This is a genomic window from Adhaeribacter rhizoryzae, assembly GCF_008629685.1.
Taxonomy (GTDB): Bacteria; Bacteroidota; Bacteroidia; order Cytophagales; family Hymenobacteraceae; genus Adhaeribacter; species Adhaeribacter rhizoryzae.
The window spans coordinates 330101-350923 of the sequence record NZ_VWSF01000004.1; the positions used below are offsets into that span (position 1 = coordinate 330101).

Consider the following 20823-nt stretch of genomic DNA (forward strand, 5'->3'; position numbering starts at 1 on the left):
TTATTCATAACGCAACGATTCTATGGGGTCTAGTTTAGATGCTTTAAAGGCCGGATAGTAGCCCGAAACTAAGCCAACCACCACGCAAACTACTAAGCCAATAAATACCCAGAACCAGGGTACAAAAAAAGAGCCTTCGCCAATTAATTTGGCAATACCATTGCCCATGAGCACCCCCAGTAAAACCCCAAAAATGCCACCCAACATACAAACCACAATGGCTTCAACTAAAAATTGCTGCCTGATTTGCTTTTTGGTAGCACCTAAGGCTTTACGTACGCCAATTTCGCGGGTTCGTTCGGTTACCGATACCATCATAATATTCATAAGGCCAATAGAAGCGCCCAGCAGCGTAATAAACCCGACCAACGAACCGCCAATTTTTAAATATCCCGAAATATCGTTCAGGGACTTTAGCATAGAATCGCTGCGGTTAATTTCAAAAGATTCTTCCCGGCCTAATTGGTCCTGCCGCACTTTGCGCATAATCCCGGTCGCTTCGGCCATGGCGTAATCAATGTTATCGTTATTTAAAATAGTGGTTTTAATGTTGTAAGTGAGGGCTCGGGAACGGGGTAATTGATTGCCGGTAACCAAGGGTATCAGCATGCGCCTATCGGCACCGCCGCCGCCCATATTGCTACCGCTTTTTTCCAGAACCCCTACTACTTTAAAACGCTTGCCCAGAAAATATACATTGTTATAAATCGGGCTTTTTTCTTTAAATAAATTTGTAGCAACTTCCTGGCCCATAATTACCACGTTGGCGCCGTTCTCCAGTTCCTGGTTCGAAAAAGGCCTGCCGGCTGCCAGGTTAAAACTTTCGTTTAAAAGATAGTTTTCGTCGCCGGCAATAACCGAAATATTAGGGTTTGTTTTAACATTGTTATTTTTTACTACCACTGCTCCCGCAATATCGGCCGAAAGGCTAACCCGCATGTATTGGCTCACCGATTCTTTATATTTACGGGCTTGCAAATAAGAAATTGGCGGATAAACTTTTTCGGCCCGGCCGCCTTGCCGGAAGCGGTTAGAATAGCCTTTACTTTCAATATCAAAAGAATTAGCCCCGAAACTGGAAAAAGTTTCGTTAATAGAATATTTGATACTTTCCACAGCGGTTAATATTCCTACCAGTGACATAATGCCAATAGAAACAATCAGCGCCGTTAATATGGTCCGCAGTAAATTACCCTGAATTGCCCGCAGCCCTTCTTTTATATTTTCGAGTAAATGCATAAATTAAGAAAAAAATTATATACCTGCCTCGCTGCCTTGCGTTATACAAACTTCAGGTTTACTGTTTTAAAGGTAAAACGTAATTCTGATATATTGTAATCTATTTTTAATTTTGTTGCGGCGCGTTTTGCCTTAAAAATATGATAAATCGAGTTCTTTTATTATGCTCCCTGCTGTTTATACTAAATCGTCCGGCTTTTGCCTCCGAAGTATTAATCCCGATGGACGATGCCCAGAAAGATCACTTAAAAGCTTACGGTGTGGCTTATTACATTTTAACGAAACAAATAGAAGTAGATTGGCTCCTGAATTACCGGGGCGGCAGTTTTGCTTTTAAACACTCCCCGGCTTTAGAAAACGAATTGGTAGTACGGGGCGTGAGTTATACGGTTATTTCGGATTCGCAGTACGGCAGCATTTTGTCGCAGATTGCCAGCCCCGATGCCAACATGGATGTAATGAAACTGGAGAAAGTACCAAAAATTGCGGTGTACTCGCCTAAATCGAAACAACCCTGGGACGATGCCGTTACGCTGGTGCTTACTTACGCCGAAATTCCTTACGATGTAATATTTGACGAGGAAGTAATGGATGGCAACTTACCTAAGTACGACTGGTTGCACCTTCACCACGAAGATTTTACCGGCCAGTACGGTAAGTTTTATACGTATTACCGCAATTATCCGTGGTACCGGGCCCAGCAACAAGAAGCCGAGACCATTGCCAAAAAATACGGCTTTAACAAAGTAACCCAACTGAAATTATCAGTCGTAAAAAAAATTAAAGAGTTTTGTGCCGGCGGCGGCTTTATGTTTGCCATGTGCTCCGCTACCGATACCTACGATATTGCTTTAGCCGCCGAAGGCACCGATATTGCCGATGTAATGTTCGACGGCGATGGCATGGACCCGCAGGCGCAGGAAAAGCTGGATTATAGTAAAACGTTTGCTTTTAAAGATTTTAAAATCAGCCGGAATCCTTACGAGGTAGAATTCTCGGATATAGATAACCAAATAGCCGAACGGAGCTTAATGCAAAGCAACGACTTTTTCCAGTTGTTTACTTTTTCGGCGAAATGGGACCCCATACCCACCATGCTTACCCAAAACCACGAGAAAACCATTAAGGGCTTTATGGGCCAAACTACCGCTTTTAAGAAAAAATTTATTAAATCGGATGTGGTTTTAATGGGTGAAACCAAGGCGGCCAACGAAGTGCGTTATATGCACGGCACTATGGGCAAAGGCACCTGGACTTTCTACGGCGGCCACGACCCCGAAGATTATCAGCACATGGTAGACGAAGAACCCACCGATTTAAAACTACACCCTAACTCGGCCGGTTACCGCTTAATTTTAAATAATATTCTGTTCCCAGCAGCCAAGAAGAAAAAGCAGAAAACCTGATGCAGTGAACAGTTATCAGTTAACAGTTATCAATAAACAAATAGAGGAAATTGTAATTATTATCTCTTGGTAAGCTCTAAACTGTTTTTATTCAATTTTACCAATTACTAATAACTGATAACTGTTTACTGACAACTGTTAACTGTTAATGCATTCTATCGGGGCGGTGTTCAAGGTTGGCAATAATATCGGCTTCTATTTTGAGGAGTTCCTGTAAGCGGGTATCTACTACTTCGGGGGGCATGTATTCTTTGGCTAGTTTTACAAAGCTTACAAAATGGCCGGCTTCCGAAACCATTAGCTCGTAGTAAAATTTCTGCAGTCCTTCATCCTGAATATTTTTCCAGAGCAATTTAAACCGTTCGCAACTGCGGGCTTCAATTAAGGCATTTACCAGCAAATGGTCCATGAGTTGCCGCTCCCGTTTGTCGCCTTTCCGGATGTGCTTCGATAATTCCACAACATATTCATCGGGCCGGTTGCGACCCAAGCCGTAGCCGCGTTTCTTTAATTGCTCCATTACCCGTTCAAAGTGGCTCCATTCTTCGGCAACTAATGCGGTCATTTCTTCAACCAGTTTGGTTTTATCGGGGTACTTAACAATTAACGAAATGCCCGAAGTAGCCGCTTTTTGCTCGCAGTAAGCATGGTCAACCAGAATATCTTCAATATTTTTTTCGGCAATATTTACCCAACGCGGGTCGGTTGGTAATTTCAGTTTCAGAATCGGTTTATTTGGATTAATGTCGGCCATTTTTTAAATCAGATATCTATTAAAATCTATCCTGCTTTTTATTCTAATATTTAGCAAGAGCCAAAAGGTAAGAAATCTAAGTAATTCACATTTGTCATTCAGGAGGAAACAATGTAGTTGCCTGCTAAATAGTTTCCGCCTGAATGACAAATGTGGACCCCACATTAAAATAGTAATGGCCCAAATATTGCAAAAGGGTATTTTTACTAGAATAATGAAATGCTATTATCAAATCGGTTTAATCAAAAAACATCCATTTAATACCAAACACAAAGCTCCGGCCCATGCCCGGATAATACGGGCTGGAAAAATAACCCGCCTGCGGATAACCCTGGTTTACGTGCGACATTTTAACAAAACCGTTAAAAGATTTAATATCTACCGTCAAGAATAAATCTACTACGGGGTAAGGCTTACTGGTAAAGTTTGAGCCGGGTACCCGAAAATTGTCTTGCAAATAAAACTGCTGTGTTACCGGCATATAAGCATCTGCATAATAGCTGTCGGTTACGTAGGTTTCTACGCCCACCTGCCCAAACAAAGCGTTTTTAAACAGCGAGCCCTGGTAATAAATACGGGAGTTTACCAGCCATTTGGGCATCCGGATTTCTTCAGCATTGTTTAACTGGTTATAAGAAAAAACATGATCAGCGTGAAAGTTTTTCAGAGCCAGGTGATGGTGTACAAAGGCGGTATAAAAAGATAATTGTTTACTTAGTTGCTCCGGCTCGGCTAATTTATTATAGATAACATAGTTCTGCAAATTTACCCGGGCTAATTCGGCGGTTAACGTATTGCGCCAAAGTGTACCTTGTACCGAGGCGGCGGTTCGGTCGGCCACAATATTATCGAAGTTATTATTCCAGTTAAAATGGTTAGAAGCCATAAACTGCTGCACAAGCGTGGGCGAATACGAACTCCGGGTTTGAGAAAAGGTAAAATATTTAACCCGGGCCGAAGCTGTTGCCAAATAATCTTTAAATAATTGATATTCGGCGTTTACCGTAATATTAAAAATATCTTTTAACCGGAACTGCGTTTCGCCGCCAATAAAATTCTGGCCAAAGCTCCTTCGGTAACCTTCTGTTACCCGCGTAGAATCAATCGGGTCTATTTGCGAGCGCGTATTCAGGTTAATGCTGGCATCGCGCCGACGGGCATAAAGTTTATAGACAAACAAAGGGTGGTTCCCGGTTATGCCAACGGTATTTTCCATCTCCCGGTACCAACTGCGATCGTCGGTTTTAGTAGAATCTACCTCGATGGCCGGGTAAAGCAATGGTGGCTGCTTGGCACCATACCGGTTAACCTGGTTATCGAAATATTTATTGTACTGATGCCGGAAATCGAGGGTATGAAATACTTTAATATATTCTTTGGCCAGGGTATAGAACTGCGTGAGGTGGAAGCTGTTCCGTTTTTCTTCGTTGGCTGCTTGCATTAACCAGGCCGGCGCATCACCGCCCGAAAATACACCAAATACCGAATCGCGGGTGGCTTCCGCACCAATTCTAATCCCGCCGGTCTCGGCCAGGTCATGATCCACGTGAATGTAGTTCGAGAATAAGTGGTATTTGCCGGTGCTATCCTGCAAGTGCGTAAATAAAACAAAACCGGTGTGCTGCGTTTGCGTTTCTTTGCCCAAGCTTGGCTGTACGCCAAATTGCTTCTCGCCTGACATCCGCTCAAAAGCAAAACCAATATTAGCATTTTTGGTAATGCTCCGGCTGTGCTTGGCTTCAAAAACCTGCTCGCCCTGCCCACCTTGTACATAAAATAAATGTGTGTAAGGCGATTTTGTATCGAAGTACGTAATACTTTCGGGTTTGTAAGCATACCTGTCGAAAGCATTTTTGCCCAGCCTTACCCCTATTTTTTGCGGAAATTGCCATAAAATAGGTTTAGCGGCAGTGCCCACGTTGCCCAAATCCTGGTGAAAAGTAGTGTCGTGGTACCAGTTACGGGCCTGGTGCATGTTGGTGAGGGCCGTATCTACGCGGCGCAAGGTATAATCGCCGCGTAAAAAATCGTTCTCCAGGTAAGTTTTGGTGGTTTTAGTCCCATATACATTCTGCGTCGAATCGTTTAGGATTTGCGCCGAGGCACTTAAAACGGGTAACAGGGAAAATAGTAATAAATATAAAAAGTATCTCTTCACGCGATTGGGAGGAATTAGCAAATTATCAGGAATTTACGACTGTTTCTAAAATTAGTCTTTCAAAATAAGCCTGGTCATGGGTAAACTGCACCTGAATGGGCACATAGAAAAACGGTAAATCTTTAACTAACGGCATTATTTCGGGGCTAACTAATTTGGTCCAGTCTTTTTGCGTTGTCAGAATACTTACGGGTGCTACTGTTTCGGTTTTCACAAAATTAGAAATTTCCTGTATATCCTGCGGCTTAAAGGCATAATGATCCGGGTAATTAAAATGTTTAAGCAGGTTAAAACCTTGCGCTGTTAAATAATTTAATAAAGGTTGCGGCTGGGCAATACCGGTAACCAAAACTACATTGTGCACTAGCTGTGCTGGCTTGCCAAAATTTACGGGCGGCTGGTAGGCGTAAGTTGTAAAAAATATTGGCACTCCCGGCCGGGCGTACACCTGAATCTGCTGCTGAATATTGTCTTTTTCGTCCTGGGTAATATTTTCCGGTGTTTTACTTACCAATATTATATCGGCCCGGGCCGCGCCCGCCCGGCCTTCGCGCAAACGGCCCACCGGCAGCACGTAATCCTGGTAAAACAAACGGTAATAATCGGTTATTAGTATATTTAAATGGGGTTGCACGGGCCGGTGCTGAAAAGCATCATCCAGCAATATTACCGCGGGCGGCGGGTTTAAAGCTAATAATTTTTGAATGCCAACGACCCGATCTTCGCAAACGGCCACAGTTATTTCCGGAAAAGCTTGGGTGTACTGGTAAGGCTCATCGCCAATGCTTGCCGCCGAAGCGCTTTCATCGGCCAATACAAAACCCGTAGTTTTACGCTTATAGCCCCGACTAAGAATAGCTATTTTGCGGGGCTGCAGCAAGCGTACTAAATATTCTACGTGAGGGGTTTTGCCGGTGCCGCCTACGGTTAAGTTGCCTACACTAATTACCGGCACTGCAAATTTATGGGAAGTATAAACCTGCCTATCGTATAACCAATTGCGGGCCCGCGTAATACCAGCGTATAATAAAGAAAAAGGTAAAAGCGGATAAGCAGAATTTTTCATGCCGGCATTCTTTCGGCGGCAAAATTAACATTATTTTTAACGCAGTTTGTAATTACCCTTTTTATCCTGATGACGAAAATAAAAGAAATAACTAATCTGCTGCAGCAAATGGCACCCCTCAACTACCAGGAAAGCTACGACAACTCGGGCCTGCAAACCGGCGACCCAAATACCGAAGTAACGGGTGTGCTGGTTACTTTAGATTGTACACTGGCCGTTTTGGATGAAGCTATTGCGGCGGGTTGTAACCTGTTAGTGGCGCACCACCCGGTAATATTTCGGCCTTTAAAACAGCTTACCGGCCGCGACGAAGTGGAAAAAATCATCATTAAAGCCATTAAGCACGACATAGCCATTTACGCCTGCCACACCAACCTGGATAATGTATTGCCCGGTGTGAATGCTAAAATTAGCGAAAAATTAGGTTTAGAAAATATTAAAATATTAAGCCCAAAAACCGGAAATTTGTTGAAGCTGGTAACGTTTGTGCCTCTGGAAAATTCGGCTGATGTGCTGGAGGCGCTGTACGCCGCCGGAGCCGGGCAAATCGGCGAATACCAGAATTGCAGCTTCCGGGTAAGTGGCACCGGCACTTTTATGCCTTCGGCTGCCGCTAACCCTTACCTTGGCGAAGCCGGAAAACAAGAAGAAGTTGCCGAAAACCGCCTGGAAGTAATATTGCCCGATTACTTAAAAGACAAAGTTTTAAATGCCTTGTTCCAAGCGCATCCCTACGAAGAAGTTGCTCACGATATTTACCGCCTCGGAAATACTAACCAGGAGATTGGGGCCGGCATAATTGGTTTTTTGCCCGAAGAAATGGAGCAGGATAGATTTTTAGTTTACCTGAAAGAACGCATGGAGCTAAACTTAGTGCGGCACACCGACTTTTCGGGAAATAAAATTAAAAAAGTGGCAGTATGTGGCGGCGCGGGTAGTTTTTTAATTAAAGATGCGCTGCGCCAGGGAGCCGATGCCTACATTACCGCTGATTTAAAATACCACGAGTTTTTTACGCCGGAAGGCCGAATGTTACTGGCCGATATTGGGCACTATGAAAGTGAAGTTTTTACAAAGGAAATATTTTATGATATTATTAGAAAAAAGTTTAGTAATTTTGCAGTCTTAAAATCGAAAGTCAATACTAATCCGGTCAGATACACTTAAAGCACTACATGGAAAGTACCGTTGCTAACAAATTAGAAGCTTTAATGCGGCTTCAAACCATTGATTCTCAGCTAGACGAAATAAGAAGGGTTCGGGGCGATTTACCTGAAGAAGTTCGGGACCTGGAAGATGAAATTGCCGGGTACGAGGTGCGCGTAAATAAATTTGATGAAGAAATTCAGGCAATTAACGATAATATTGCTGCTCGTAAACAAGCGATTAAAGATTCAGAAAACTTAATCCGCAAATACGAAGATCAGCAAACCAACGTTCGGAACAACCGCGAGTATGACGCCATTACAAAAGAAATTGAACTGCAGCGTTTAGAAATCCAAATTTCCGAAAAAAAGATAAAAGAAGGCTACTACCAGATAGAACAGAAAAACAACGAAATTGCCGGTACCAAGCAAAAACTGGAAGAGCGCCGCAAAGACTTGAATTCTAAAAATGGTGAATTACAAGTAATTGTATCGGAGAGCGAAGAAGAAGAAAGAGCTTTAATGCAGGAACGCGAAGAAGCTGTGAAGCATATTGAAAGCCGCTTATTAACCGCTTACTCCCGCATCCGCCAGAATGTGCGTAACGGTTTAGCCGTAGTAACGGTTAAACGCGATGCCTGCGGCGGTTGCTTCAATACTGTTCCGCCACAACGCCAGTCAGATATTGCTTCTCATAAGAAAATTATTGTTTGCGAGCACTGCGGCCGTATTTTCGCCGATGTTGAGCAAAAAATAGCCTAGTTATAAAGTAAATATTAAAGAAAAAGGATGACCTATTAAAGTCATCCTTTTTTGTTTCTATATATTTCGGGTAAGCAAAAATATTAGTTTCATTATAAAACGAAACTTACGCTTAAGTGTTTGCTACCGGGTCATCCTGGGCTTGTCGAAGGATCTATTACAACTATGAAAAAGTAGATTCAGTTATTCCAACAGGCTCAACATAACCGCAATAAATTAAGCGCATTAACCAACTGATATTAGTATTAGCTGTAACTCAAGGCTGTTGCATAACCTTTGAAATAATTAACCAATGGGTAAACAATTCTATAAATTGCCTGTTTTAAAATCAGATTTCCCATTGTTCTGTACCTGAATCCTGCCATAAACCCCGCTATTCTGGTAAAATATTTACCGGATAAAAGCGGGGTTTATAGTTTTTCCCTTTCTTTTTTATTCCCTTTGCTTTTTAAAGTTTAGTTAGCGTTATTTTAATGCCATCAGTATATTTTTCGTTTGCGCAATTTAATCTTACCCCCAGTAGCTTTAAGCAAAAAGCCTTGGCTTGGGCAAATACTTACGAACTTGTTGCTTTTTATGAGCACAATAATATTGCCTACCCTTATCATGGTTTTGAAAATATATTGGCGGTAAGCAATGCTACACAACCCTTAATAGATCCGGCTAATGCTTTTTCAAGCCTTTCAGATGCGCTGGCCAATGCTGATGATATTTTGTGCGGAATTCTGGGTTATGACTTAAAAAACCAGGTAGAAAAGCTAAACAGCCGTAATCCGGATTTGCTGGGTTTTCCGTTGATATATTTTTTTGCACCCGAAATAATTATAACCCTGGAACCAGCAGGATTTAATATAAAAAGCAACCACGCCAATCCAACTCAGATTTTAACCGAAATATTAAACTTCCAAATTAACACAACTGCTTCCCCAAACAATTTTACTATTCAAAACCGTACTTCCCGGCCAGAATATTTAAACCAGGTAAAAGCAATCCAAGACAATATTCTGGAAGGCGATGTTTACGAATTGAATTATTGCGTTGAATTTTTTGCTTTAGATGTTGTTATAAATCCCATTAGTACGTTTTGGGCTTTAAACCAAGCCTCGCCTACCCCTTTTGCCGGCTATTTTAAACTAAAAGATAAATATTTACTCTGCGCCTCCCCGGAGCGTTCTTTAAAAAAAGAAGGTTCTAAATTAATATCCCAACCCATTAAAGGAACCATTAGGCGCAGTTTTAACCCCAAAGAAGATGAACAGTTGCGCGAACAATTGCGGACCAGCGAAAAAGAAATTTCTGAAAACATGATGATCATGGATTTGGTGCGGAACGATATGGCTAAATCATCAGAAATAGGTTCGGTGAAGGTAGAAGAAATGTTTGGCATTTACGGTTTTCAGCACCTCTACCAAATGATTACCACGGTAATCGCCACCGTCCGGCCCGACTGTTCTGTTCCGGAGGCTATTAAAAACGCTTTTCCGATGGGCAGCATGACCGGCGCGCCCAAGATTAGAGCCATGGAACTGATAGACCAATACGAAACTACGCGGCGGGGACTTTTTTCCGGCAGTTTAGGCTTTATTAAACCCAACGGCGATTTTGACTTTAATGTGGTTATTCGGAGCCTGCAATACAATGCCAGTACCAAATATCTATCTTACATGGTCGGTAGCGCCATTACCTACGATTCTGACCCGGAACAAGAATATGAAGAGTGCCTGCTCAAAGTAAAAGCCATCACGAATATTTTACAATGCCCTTGATGTTTCTTAATAATAACTTTCCTGTACTTAATTAAGCATGCATAAGGCTAAAACTTGTTCCATCAAAAATATTTGAGATAAGAAATAGGTTTGTTTAGTGAAAAGGTAAAAAGAAGTAACTACAGTTCGTGGGTGAATTTTTACTGCCATTCTGTCATTTACTTGCGAAAATCTCCTTATATTTGCACCCAATTTTAATGCTTATGAATTCGCTTTTAACAGATATAGATTTTATTCCCGAAGCCCCGGCACAACCGGAAGCTTGCGAAACCAAGGTTACCCCGGAACAGAATACCGGTCGGTTGCGCAAATTGTATATCGAAAGCTACGGGTGTCAGATGAATTACTCCGATAGCGAGATTGTGTCTTCTATTCTGGCCAAAGAAGGTTTTGATACAACTTCGGAATTAAATGCGGCAGACGTGATTTTCCTGAATACCTGTTCTATCCGGGAAAAAGCCGAGCAAACGGTACGCGCCCGTTTAAAGCAAATAAATGCGCTTAAAAAATCACGTCCCGGTTTGGTGGTGGGGGTATTGGGCTGTATGGCCGAACGCTTAAAATCGAAACTACTGGAAGAAGAGAAACTCGTGGATATGGTAGTGGGTCCGGATGCGTACCGCGAACTGCCTAATTTAATAAACGAAGTAGATGGCGGCCAGCGGGCGGTAAATGTGCTGCTCTCGCGCGAAGAAACCTACGCCGATATTAACCCGATCCGCTTAAATACAAATGGTGTCAGTGCCTTTATTTCTATTATGCGGGGCTGCGATAATATGTGTTCATTTTGCGTGGTGCCGTTTACACGCGGCCGCGAACGCAGCCGCGATGCGCATTCGATTGTGGCCGAAGCTCAAAGCCTGGTTGCCGAAGGCTACAAAGAAGTAACCTTACTCGGCCAAAACGTCGATTCTTATAAATGGGCTTCTGCCGACGCCACCGAACAGGTAAACTTTGCCGGTTTGCTGGAGCGCGTTGCGTTAATTAGTCCCAACTTACGGGTTCGGTTTTCCACTTCGCACCCCAAAGATATTACCGACGAGGTACTGTATACGATTAAAAAGTACCCCAATATTTGCAAATATATTCACCTGCCTGTGCAGAGCGGCAACTCCCGCGTACTGGAACTGATGAATCGAACTTATGACCGGGCCTGGTATATAGACCGGGTAACCGCCATCCGCCGGATTTTAGGTCAGGAGTGCGGTATTTCTTCGGATATGATTGCGGGCTTCTGCACCGAAACCGAAGAAGAACACCAGGATACCCTGAGTCTGATGGATTTTGTGCAGTACGATTATTCGTACATGTTCTTTTATTCCGAAAGACCCGGTACATTGGCCGCCCGGAAATTTGCAGATGATATTCCGCTGGAAGTAAAAAAACGGCGCTTACAGGAAATTATAGACAAACAACGCGAATTATCATTGCGGCGCAACCAACAGGATGTAGGCAAAATTCATCGGGTGCTGGTAGAAGGCTTTTCTAAGAAATCGGACGAAGACCTGCAGGGCCGTAACGACCAGAACAAAGTAGTAGTTTTCCCGAAAGGTAATTACCAGAAAGGCGATTACGTGGATGTGCTGGTAAATTCCTGCTCGGTAGGTACGCTGTTTGGCCAACCCATAAACTAAATTGCGCTTTAGTTTTTATAGACGCAGGGGCTGGTAAATAATCTTTATCAGCCCTTACTCCTATTAAGCAATAGCCTTTTAGGTTTTAAACTCACTAAAAAATTAAAATTTGAACCCGGCTGAAATACAAAGTATAAAACAACGATTCGGGATTATCGGTAACTCGCCGTTACTCAATTACGCCATACAAGTGGCCGTACAAGTAGCGCCTACCGACATGACCGTGCTGATTTCCGGTGAAAGTGGCAGCGGTAAAGAATCTTTCTCTAAAATTATTCACCATTTAAGTCCGCGCAAACACGGCCAGTTTATTGCCATTAATTGCGGCGCTATTCCGGAAGGCACCATCGATTCGGAACTTTTTGGGCACGAGAAAGGCTCGTTTACTGGCGCTACCGATTTGCGCAAAGGCTATTTTGAAGTAACTAATGGCGGTACCATTTTCCTGGACGAAATTGGCGAAATGCCTTTGGGTACGCAGGCCCGCTTATTGCGCGTGCTGGAAAACGGCGAATTTATTAAAGTAGGTTCTTCTAAAGTACAGAAAACCGATGTGCGGGTGGTAGCGGCAACCAACGTAAATTTATTAAACGCGGTTAACGAAGGTGCTTTCCGCGAAGACCTTTACTACCGGTTAAACACAGTACCTATTCAGGTTCCACCATTACGTGAACGCGGCGAAGACATATATTTGTTATTCAGGAAATTTGCTTCTGATTTTTCAGATAAATACAAGGTTAAGCCAATTACGCTGACGCCCGATGCCGTGTCCGAATTATTGCGTTTCCGATTTCCCGGAAATATCCGGCAGCTAAAGAATATTGTGGAGCAGATTTCCGTTCTGGAATATGAGAACCGGGAAATAAATGGGGTGAAACTACGGGAATATTTACCCCAGGAACAAAATAATCAATTGCCCATGCTAATTGGTTCGAGTAAAAAACCTGATAAAGATTTTTCGGAGCGCGACATTTTGTATAAGGTGTTGTTCGACATGAAGAAAGATGTAAACGACCTGAAAAAGCTGGTTTTTGATTTGATTAGCCCGGGCCAAAGCGAGCACCACGATTACTTAAAAGACCACGGCCACCTTTTCGAGAATATGGGTTCTTTTGAGCCGCGGCCTTTTAAAGCCCACCAGGATGGGCCCGATAACTTTATTTTATCGGTAAAAGGAAATCCGGCGCCTTACGAAGCAAACAAAGTAGAAGATATTCCGCACGAAACCGAAGAAGAAACGCTGTCGCTGGAAAGCAAAGAAAAAGAATTAATTATGAAAGCCCTCCGGAAGCATAACAACAAACGCAAGTATGCGGCCCAGGATTTAGGCATTTCCGAAAGAACGTTATACCGCAAATTAAAACAATATGGACTGGAAGAATAAAAAGCAATTATTACTGATTCCCTTTTTTACTTTGCTTTTTACACTTACCGGCTGTATTAAATATTCCTTCACCGGTACCAACATAGACCCGAGTATAAAAACAATGACCATCCGGAATTTTGAAAATAACTCCGGAGAAGGGCCTTCTTTTTTAACTAACCTGGTAAGCGAAGAATTCAGAACTTATTTCCAACGGAATTCAAATCTGAAACTAGCCCAGGATGGCGGCGATATTGAACTCGAAGGCCAGATACTGTCTTATAATTTTAGTCCGGCGGCCATCCAGAACGACGATACCCGCGGCGATATTGCCGGTGCTAACCGATTGACCATCCGGTTGCAGGTGAAATACCACAATAACAAAGATCCAAAACAAGACTTTGATCAGGCTTTTTCTTCTTTCCGGGACTTTCCGCAATCGCAGAATATTTCGCAGATAGACGAACGGGCTATTCGGGATATTTTAGAAAGAATGGTGCAGGATGTTTTTAACCGATCGCTGGCAAACTGGTAAATATTTAATATTATAATATCTTTGATTATTTAACCTTTAGCACTACAAACAACATTCAGCCATTAAGATTGTCCGCAGTAAAAATTGGGCAGTTGAGAGAAGATTAAATGAATAAAGCGGCTTTTCTAAATATTATTAATCATGTATCTTCTATTTCGGAGCAAGAAGTAGCCGAACTGGAAAAACTGGCAGCAAGCTTTCCCTACTGCCAAACGGCGCATCTGCTATTGGCCAAGGCCGCTTACGACCATGGCAGCATGCTCTCGAACCAGCGCATCCGGCGGGCAGCAGCCTGTGCTACTAACCGGCAGCTCCTGAAAAAGCTTATTTATACTTCAGCTCCAGAACTGGTGGTAGCCCCCGTTGAACCAGCATCTGTTAATCAACACCAAGTTACGGCCGAAGAGAGTATAGTAGTTGCCGCACCAATTATAGCAGAAAGCCCTGAACCAGAAGCAACAGAGCAGTTAGCGCTTGAAGCAGTAGTTGAAGATTACCCAACTGCGGAAGTTATTGAAGAAGTTACCACTGTTGAAGTTGAGAATGAAAGCCCGGCAGATGAGGAAATAATTGCAACAGAATTACTTCCTCCGTTAGAAACCGAAATACAATCGGCAGTTACCCCCGAAAATTTCTTAAACGAACCCGCAGCAGAAATAATTATTCAGCCGGAATTGCCGGCAAAGGTTGAGCAAGCAGATAGTGTGCTGGCCTATGATTTTTTTGAAGATCAGGACACCCTTTTTGCCATTGAAAACCTAACCCCGGCCGCGCCTTACCGCGACCCCGTAGCTGACTTTGTAAACAGCCTGGTAATTACCGAACCCGAAAACCTGCTGGCAGAAGTTTTAACAAATTCTGATTTTGCACCGGCAGAAACGGATAATATTCCGGAAAATAATAAGGAAGAATATTTAACAGAAGCGGAACCCAGGGTTATTACGGCGGAAGCCCTAACTGAAAATATTAGCAGCCCACAGCCGGAAGACGCAGACGAAACGTTGGCGCGGTTTGATGAATATTTATTTAAGCCGGAAAAAGACGAGGAGGAATTACCCGCACCCGAACAGAAAACTTCTTATAAAGAAGAAATTGTTTATAAAGTATTCCGGGAAAACGAGCTGGGTTATTGGATGGCTTCCAGCCGTTTAGGCGAAACTATTCAGTTGAAAGATGAATTAACGCCGGCCGAGCCTTATTATTTTCAGCCGGAATTAATTCTGGAATACAGCAAGCAACACCAACTCGAAAGTTATGCCGCCCCGGTTGCTCCCTCTTTAAACCCGCAGTTTGATATAATTGATCAGTTCTTAAGGCAGAATCCAAAGCTGAAATCGATGGCCAACGTAAAAATCAAGGCCGAACCTCAGGAAGATTTATCTTCGAAAAGCACGAAAATAAAGAAAAACATGGCCTCCGAAACCTTGGCCAATATTCTGGTAAAGCAAGGTAAAATAAAGAAAGCCGTAAAAATATATGAGCACCTTATATTGAAAATTCCGGAAAAAAAGGCTTACTTTGCATCTCAAATTGAAAAATTACAAAAGCTGACTTAAAATGTACATTGCTCTTATCAGTATCATTATTTTTATCTCTATTCTGCTGGTTTTGGTGGTATTATCGCAAAACTCTAAAGGCGGCGGCTTATCTAACCAATTTGGCGCTGGTTCGAGCAACCTGATAGGTGTTAAAAGAACCGGAGATTTACTTGAGCGCCTTACATGGGGTTTAGCCATTGGGTTAGTAGTACTTTCGTTAAGCTCTAACATGATAATTGATAAGAATGCTGGTGCCTTAAGAGCCAGAAGCGTGAACCAGGAACGGGCCAGCCAGCAAGGTGCCGCACCAGCCGCTCCCGTGGTACCGCAAACCGTTCCGAATGCAGGTAATGCCCCGGCCGGCACTAATAATGCCGCTCCTGCCCCGGCTACTCCTAACGCAACTACGCCAGCTACTACCGATACAACACAGCAGTAATATTTTTTTCCTGAAAAGAGAATCCGGTGATTTGATTTATTCCATCACCGGATTTTTTTTTACCGAATATTTAAAAATATTGATTTAAAAAAACTGACGTAAGCCGTGACAAAGTTTCACTCTTACCTGTCAGTAACCCGGCGGCTAAAACTGAAATTTTGACCTGAACTGTCAGAAAATTAGGAATGGCACAAGAAATGATAGAAAGGCAATAGGTTTAAAAACCTGGATAAAGCCATCACTACTTGTAGATATTAAATTTAACTTATTAACTTAAACAAATAATTAAAAAACTATGGCAGTAAATATTAAACCGTTAGCAGACCGCGTAATTGTAGCTCCTGCAGCAGCCGAAGAAAAAACTAAATCTGGTATTATTATTCCGGACACCGCCAAAGAAAAACCACAGCGTGGCGAAATCGTAGCCGTTGGCGAAGGTAAAATGTCAGATCAGGGTGTGTTGGTAAAGCCGCAATTAAAAGTTGGCGATCAGGTTTTATATGGCAAATATGCCGGTACCGAAATTTCGATTGAAGGTACAGACTACCTGATTATGAAAGAGTCTGACATTTTTGCTGTATTGTAATTTAATATCTAGAATCAAATTTGCCTTAAAGCAAATCAATCTTTAAACCAAAACTTAAAAATATTAATATTATGGCTAAAAACATTTCGTTTGATACCGAAGCCCGTAATAAAGTTAAAGCCGGCGTTGATAAATTAGCGAATGCCGTTAAGGTAACCTTAGGTCCTAAAGGCCGCAACGTGGTTATCGATAAAAAATTTGGCGCACCTGCTATTACCAAAGATGGTGTAACTGTTGCTAAAGAAATTGAGCTGAAAGACCCTATCGAAAACATGGGTGCGCAGTTAGTAAAAGAAGTTGCTTCTAAAACTGCTGACCAAGCTGGTGATGGTACTACTACTGCTACCGTTTTAGCCCAGGCAATTTATACTGCCGGTAGCAAAAACGTAGCCGCTGGTGCCAACCCAATGGATCTGAAAAGAGGTATCGACAAAGCGGTTTCGGCTGTAGTTGAAAACCTGAGATCACAATCTAAAAAAATTGAAAATTCAAGCGAAATTTCGCAGGTAGGTACTATCTCTGCTAACAACGATTCCGAAATTGGTCAGATGATTGCCGATGCGATGGACAAAGTTGGTAAAGATGGTGTTATTACCGTTGAAGAAGCAAAAGGTACCGAAACCGAAGTAAAAACCGTAGAAGGTATGCAGTTCGACCGCGGTTACTTGTCGCCTTACTTCGTAACCAACCCAGAGAAAATGGAAGCCGATCTGGACAATGCTTTCATTCTGATCTACGACAAAAAAGTATCTACCATGAAAGAATTACTGCCGGTATTAGAGCAGGTAGTTCAGACTGGTAAGCCTTTGGTTATTGTGGCCGAAGACGTGGACGGCGAAGCTTTAGCTACTTTGGTAGTAAACAAGCTGCGTGGTTCTTTAAAAATTGCTGCTGTTAAAGCTCCTGGCTTCGGCGACCGTCGTAAAGCTATGCTGGAAGACATTGCCGTATTAACCGGTGGTCAGGTTATTTCGGAAGAGCGTGGTTACAAACTGGAGAACGCTACTTTAGAATATTTAGGCCAGGCCGAAAAAATTATCATCGACAAAGACAATACTACCATTGTAAATGGTAAAGGTGAGAAATCAGAAATTGTTGGCCGTGTGAACCAGATTAAGGCGCAGATGGAAACAACTACTTCTGACTACGACCGCGAAAAATTACAAGAGCGTTTAGCTAAATTATCGGGTGGTGTTGCTATTCTTTACATTGGTGCTTCTACCGAAGTAGAAATGAAAGAAAAGAAAGACCGTGTTGATGATGCTTTACACGCTACCCGCGCTGCCGTTGAAGAAGGTATTGTAGCCGGTGGTGGTGTTGCTTTGGTACGCGCCATTGAAGTATTGAAAGACGTTAAAGTTGATAACGACGACCAATTAACCGGTGTTAATATTATCCGGACTGCTTTGGAAGCTCCTTTAAGAACTATCGTTTCTAATGCTGGTGGCGAAGGTTCTGTAATTATTCAGAAAGTACGCGAAGGCAAAGACGATTATGGTTACAATGCCCGCGAAGACAGATTTGAAAACCTGTTTGCTGCTGGTATTATTGACCCAACTAAAGTAACCCGTTTAGCTTTAGAAAACGCTGCGTCTATCGCTGGTATGTTGTTAACTACCGATTGCGTAATCTCTGACGAGCCGGAAGAAGAAAAAGCTGGTGCTGGTGGCGGAATGCCAGGTGGCATGGGCGGTATGGGTGGCATGATGTAATTCACCCCTCCTTCTGTTTAATCATAAGAAAGCCCCGGTGTATGCCGGGGCTTTTTGTTTTTACGCTATAGAAGAAATTCCAGATTGAATATTTTAGCTTACTTAATTATCAATGTGCGCATTAGCCCGGTAGATTTCCGGTCTAAGCTGTCCTGGGCAATTATTACATCTTCTTCGTTCGGGATCAGATGCTGCACCGGCGCATAGCCCAGCAAATAATAATAGCCATTAGCGGTTTTAAATAAATATTCGGCTGAAATAAATTTACCTTTTCTATCTACCCCTCGCTTGTGCAAATAGGCCAGGCCACTCAGTTGTCGGGTTACAAAGCCGGTATTCTTAAATTTAGTAGTATCAGCGGTAGCAAGCGGGTTTCCCATAGCCGTATAAGTGGTTTTACCGGGCACATCTACCAATTGGGAATAAACCGCAAGGTTCTCAGGTGCTTTCTCATTTAAAACTTTAATGTGCCGCTCGAATATTTTTTGCGCCTGGTTATTTATGCTACCTGGCTCCGGAACATTATTTACCTGAAAATTCGGATTTGAGCTTAATGGTATTGCGGCTGGGTTCTCTTGGCTAATTTGGTTGTTGGTGGTACAACTATTCAGAACCGTAAAAGACAGTAGCGTAAAAAATAGGTAGTTCCGTTTCATCCTAATATCTGTGAAGTTTTATAAAGGGGTAAACGGGCCAGGACCTGATGGGTTATAGGGCAACCCAGATTAGAAAGAAAATAAATGCTACTATTATTAATTGGTTATGTTGAGAGGGGATTTATTTTCAAACGCTGAAGGAGAAATGACATTATAATGTATGTCATAGGTAGCCTATTGAAACATCTAAATCTGATTTATAATGCTGTAATAGTTCCTTCGACAAGCTCAGGATGACCAATAATATACACGTTTCGCTTTATAATGGTATTATTTGCCATTTATATAAATAAAAAGCCTCTGCACAGATTAGGGCAGAGGCTTCTAAAAAGGAAGTTATTTATAAATTAGTGTACGCCGTGCATTAATTTAACCAGCTTGCGCGATAACAGAAAAAGCAGGAAAGCCGCTACAAAAGCAATTCCCACAAATATCAGGAAGAAGCTAGACATAGACTGGGTTTTGGCCATTTCATCGATCATACCGGCTAAAGCACCGCCAATGTAATTTCCAATAGCCGAAGCAAAAAACCATACTCCAAACATAACGCCAATTAAGCGGGCCGGCGATAATTTATTTACAAAAGACAAACCTACCGGCGATAAACAAAGCTCACCCATGGTATGCAGCAAATAAGCCAGTACCAGCCAAATCATACTCACACCGGCCGTTTCAGCACCTTGAGGAATAGATAATGAACCAAATACCAGCACCGCAAAGCCCAAGCCCAGCAAAAACAAACCAATGGCAAACTTAAAAGGACCGGAAGGATCTAAATTCTTTTTGGCCAGCTTTACCCATAACATAGAAAAGAACGGCGCTAAGGTAAAAATAAAGAACGCATTAATGGATTGAAACCAGGTAGCTGGTACTTCCCAGCCGAAAATAGTACGATCAGTAAATTTATAAGCAAAAATATTCATGGAAGAACCAGCCTGTTCAAAAGCCAGCCAGAATAAAATAGAGAAGAAAGATAGCGTTAATATTACTACCAGGCGGTCGCGCTCTACTTTGGTTAAAGGTTCTTTAGGCGTATTTACCACATTAGCGGCCTTTCGCTCGGGCTTTAAGCCAATTTTACCTAAGCGGTGGCGGCCAATATAAAATTGCACCAAGCCCAACACCATGCCAACGCCGGCGGCGCCAAAACCATAATGCCAGCCAATATTTTCGCCCAAGTAACCGCATATTAAAGAACCTAAAAAGGCTCCCATGTTTATACCCATGTAAAAAATGGTATAAGCCGAGTCTTTTAACTTACTGCCTTCGGGGTAAAGCTGCCCCACCATCGAAGAAATATTGGGTTTAAAAAAACCGTTGCCAATAATTAATAAACCTAAGCCCGCATAAAAAAACGGCATAGGTTCAATAGCCAGCGAAGCATGGCCCAGCGCCATTAAGATGCCCCCAATAATAACCGCCGACCGGTAACCCAAAAATTTATCGGCTAGGTAACCGCCAATTAAGGGCGTAACATAAACCAAACCCGTATAAATGCCATAAAGCTGGCCGGCTTCGGCTGAGGTCCAGCCCAACCCCCCTCTCGATACTTCTGAAATTAAATATAAAGTAAGCAAGGCCCGCATGCCGTAATAACTAAACCGCTCCCACATTTCGGTAAAGAAGAGCATGTAAAGCGAACTAGGATGTTTTTCTGCTATTTCTCCGGCGAGTCTTTCTTCCGCTAGCGTTTGTTCCATTTAAAAAATTTTAAAATAAAAGAGTATTTTTTTACAAGTTAAGTAAATCTACAAGCTATACCGCAAAATGCCAAATATTATTCTTTTACTATAAATAGCGGGCAACTTACTTAAACTAAATTATTCTTTTAACCTGCTGCAATAATATTTTGTTAACGTTAATAGCAATAAAATAATGTACAGCTAGTATATTGGCTTAGAGCTTAAATAAATTTTATTTTTTGAAAGCGAAAAGGTTTGGTATTAGGATCTGACAAAACTCATTTTGAGGGGCATAGCAGCGCTACCTCCCGGAAAATAGACAAAGTCAGGTTATAATAGCAAACCTTTGCAGCCCAAAAGATAAATTTTAAACTTGCTCCTA

General features: G+C 42.4%; 17 protein-coding genes. 11 read left to right on the forward strand and 6 right to left on the reverse strand.

What is annotated here, in order from left to right:
- Positions 1–1239 (reverse strand): ABC transporter permease, encoded by a 1239-nt coding sequence (locus tag F0145_RS08310; RefSeq protein WP_150087846.1) that lies wholly within the window; start codon positions 1237–1239, stop codon positions 1–3.
- 140 nt (positions 1240–1379) lie between these two features.
- Here F0145_RS08310 and F0145_RS08315 point away from each other — a divergent pair, with 140 nt between their 5' ends.
- Positions 1380–2645, forward strand: a complete 1266-nt coding sequence (locus F0145_RS08315; RefSeq protein WP_150087847.1) for an asparagine synthetase B — start codon at positions 1380–1382, stop codon at positions 2643–2645.
- Positions 2646–2790: 145 nt separating this feature from the next.
- On the opposite strand, the gene miaE is transcribed toward F0145_RS08315, so the two are convergent.
- From miaE to lpxK, 3 genes are all read right to left on the reverse strand, one after another.
- Entirely contained in the window at positions 2791–3399 is a 609-nt protein-coding gene (gene miaE / locus F0145_RS08320; protein WP_190277498.1) for a tRNA-(ms[2]io[6]A)-hydroxylase, read from the reverse strand.
- 238 nt (positions 3400–3637) lie between these two features.
- A complete protein-coding gene (locus F0145_RS08325) occupies positions 3638–5557 on the reverse strand; it encodes a putative porin (protein WP_190277499.1) in 1920 nt (639 codons plus the stop codon).
- Positions 5558–5582: 25 nt separating this feature from the next.
- Positions 5583–6623, reverse strand: a complete 1041-nt coding sequence (lpxK, locus tag F0145_RS08330) for a tetraacyldisaccharide 4'-kinase (RefSeq protein WP_150087849.1) — start codon at positions 6621–6623, stop codon at positions 5583–5585.
- Positions 6624–6692: 69 nt separating this feature from the next.
- On the opposite strand from lpxK, the gene F0145_RS08335 reads away from it, so the two are divergent.
- From F0145_RS08335 to groL, 10 genes are all read left to right on the forward strand, one after another.
- A complete protein-coding gene (locus F0145_RS08335; RefSeq protein ID WP_150087850.1) occupies positions 6693–7790 on the forward strand; it encodes a Nif3-like dinuclear metal center hexameric protein in 1098 nt (365 codons plus the stop codon).
- 8 nt (positions 7791–7798) lie between these two features.
- Complete coding sequence (locus tag F0145_RS08340; protein ID WP_150087851.1) at positions 7799–8530, forward strand: zinc ribbon domain-containing protein; 732 nt, start codon at positions 7799–7801, stop codon at positions 8528–8530.
- Between the two features lie 473 nt (positions 8531–9003).
- A complete protein-coding gene (locus tag F0145_RS08345; RefSeq protein WP_150087852.1) occupies positions 9004–10296 on the forward strand; it encodes an anthranilate synthase component I family protein in 1293 nt (430 codons plus the stop codon).
- 203 nt (positions 10297–10499) lie between these two features.
- A complete protein-coding gene (gene miaB, locus F0145_RS08350) occupies positions 10500–11930 on the forward strand; it encodes a tRNA (N6-isopentenyl adenosine(37)-C2)-methylthiotransferase MiaB (RefSeq protein WP_150087853.1) in 1431 nt (476 codons plus the stop codon).
- 109 nt (positions 11931–12039) lie between these two features.
- Positions 12040–13314 (forward strand): sigma-54 interaction domain-containing protein, encoded by a 1275-nt coding sequence (locus F0145_RS08355; protein ID WP_150087854.1) that lies wholly within the window; start codon positions 12040–12042, stop codon positions 13312–13314.
- Positions 13298–13828, forward strand: a complete 531-nt coding sequence (locus F0145_RS08360) for an LptE family protein (RefSeq protein WP_150087855.1) — start codon at positions 13298–13300, stop codon at positions 13826–13828. The genes F0145_RS08355 and F0145_RS08360 overlap by 17 nt, the downstream gene beginning before the upstream one ends.
- 107 nt (positions 13829–13935) lie before the next feature.
- The gene (locus tag F0145_RS08365) at positions 13936–15384 is read left to right on the forward strand and encodes a hypothetical protein (protein WP_150087856.1); all 1449 of its coding nucleotides are present in this window, start codon (positions 13936–13938) and stop codon (positions 15382–15384) included.
- 1 nt (position 15385) lies between these two features.
- Complete coding sequence (secG, locus tag F0145_RS08370; RefSeq protein ID WP_150087857.1) at positions 15386–15805, forward strand: preprotein translocase subunit SecG; 420 nt, start codon at positions 15386–15388, stop codon at positions 15803–15805.
- Positions 15806–16100: 295 nt separating this feature from the next.
- A complete protein-coding gene (groES, locus tag F0145_RS08375; protein WP_146898221.1) occupies positions 16101–16391 on the forward strand; it encodes a co-chaperone GroES in 291 nt (96 codons plus the stop codon).
- Positions 16392–16462: 71 nt separating this feature from the next.
- Positions 16463–18103: a chaperonin GroEL gene (gene groL / locus F0145_RS08380; protein ID WP_150087858.1), complete on the forward strand. Its 1641-nt coding sequence runs from the start codon at positions 16463–16465 to the stop codon at positions 18101–18103.
- Positions 18104–18201: 98 nt separating this feature from the next.
- Here groL and F0145_RS08385 read toward each other — a convergent pair whose 3' ends face one another.
- Entirely contained in the window at positions 18202–18759 is a 558-nt protein-coding gene (locus F0145_RS08385; RefSeq protein WP_150087859.1) for a hypothetical protein, read from the reverse strand.
- Between the two features lie 347 nt (positions 18760–19106).
- Positions 19107–20459, reverse strand: coding sequence for a peptide MFS transporter (locus tag F0145_RS08390; RefSeq protein WP_150087860.1), 1353 nt, complete (start codon positions 20457–20459; stop codon positions 19107–19109).
- Positions 20460–20823 lie beyond the last annotated feature (364 nt).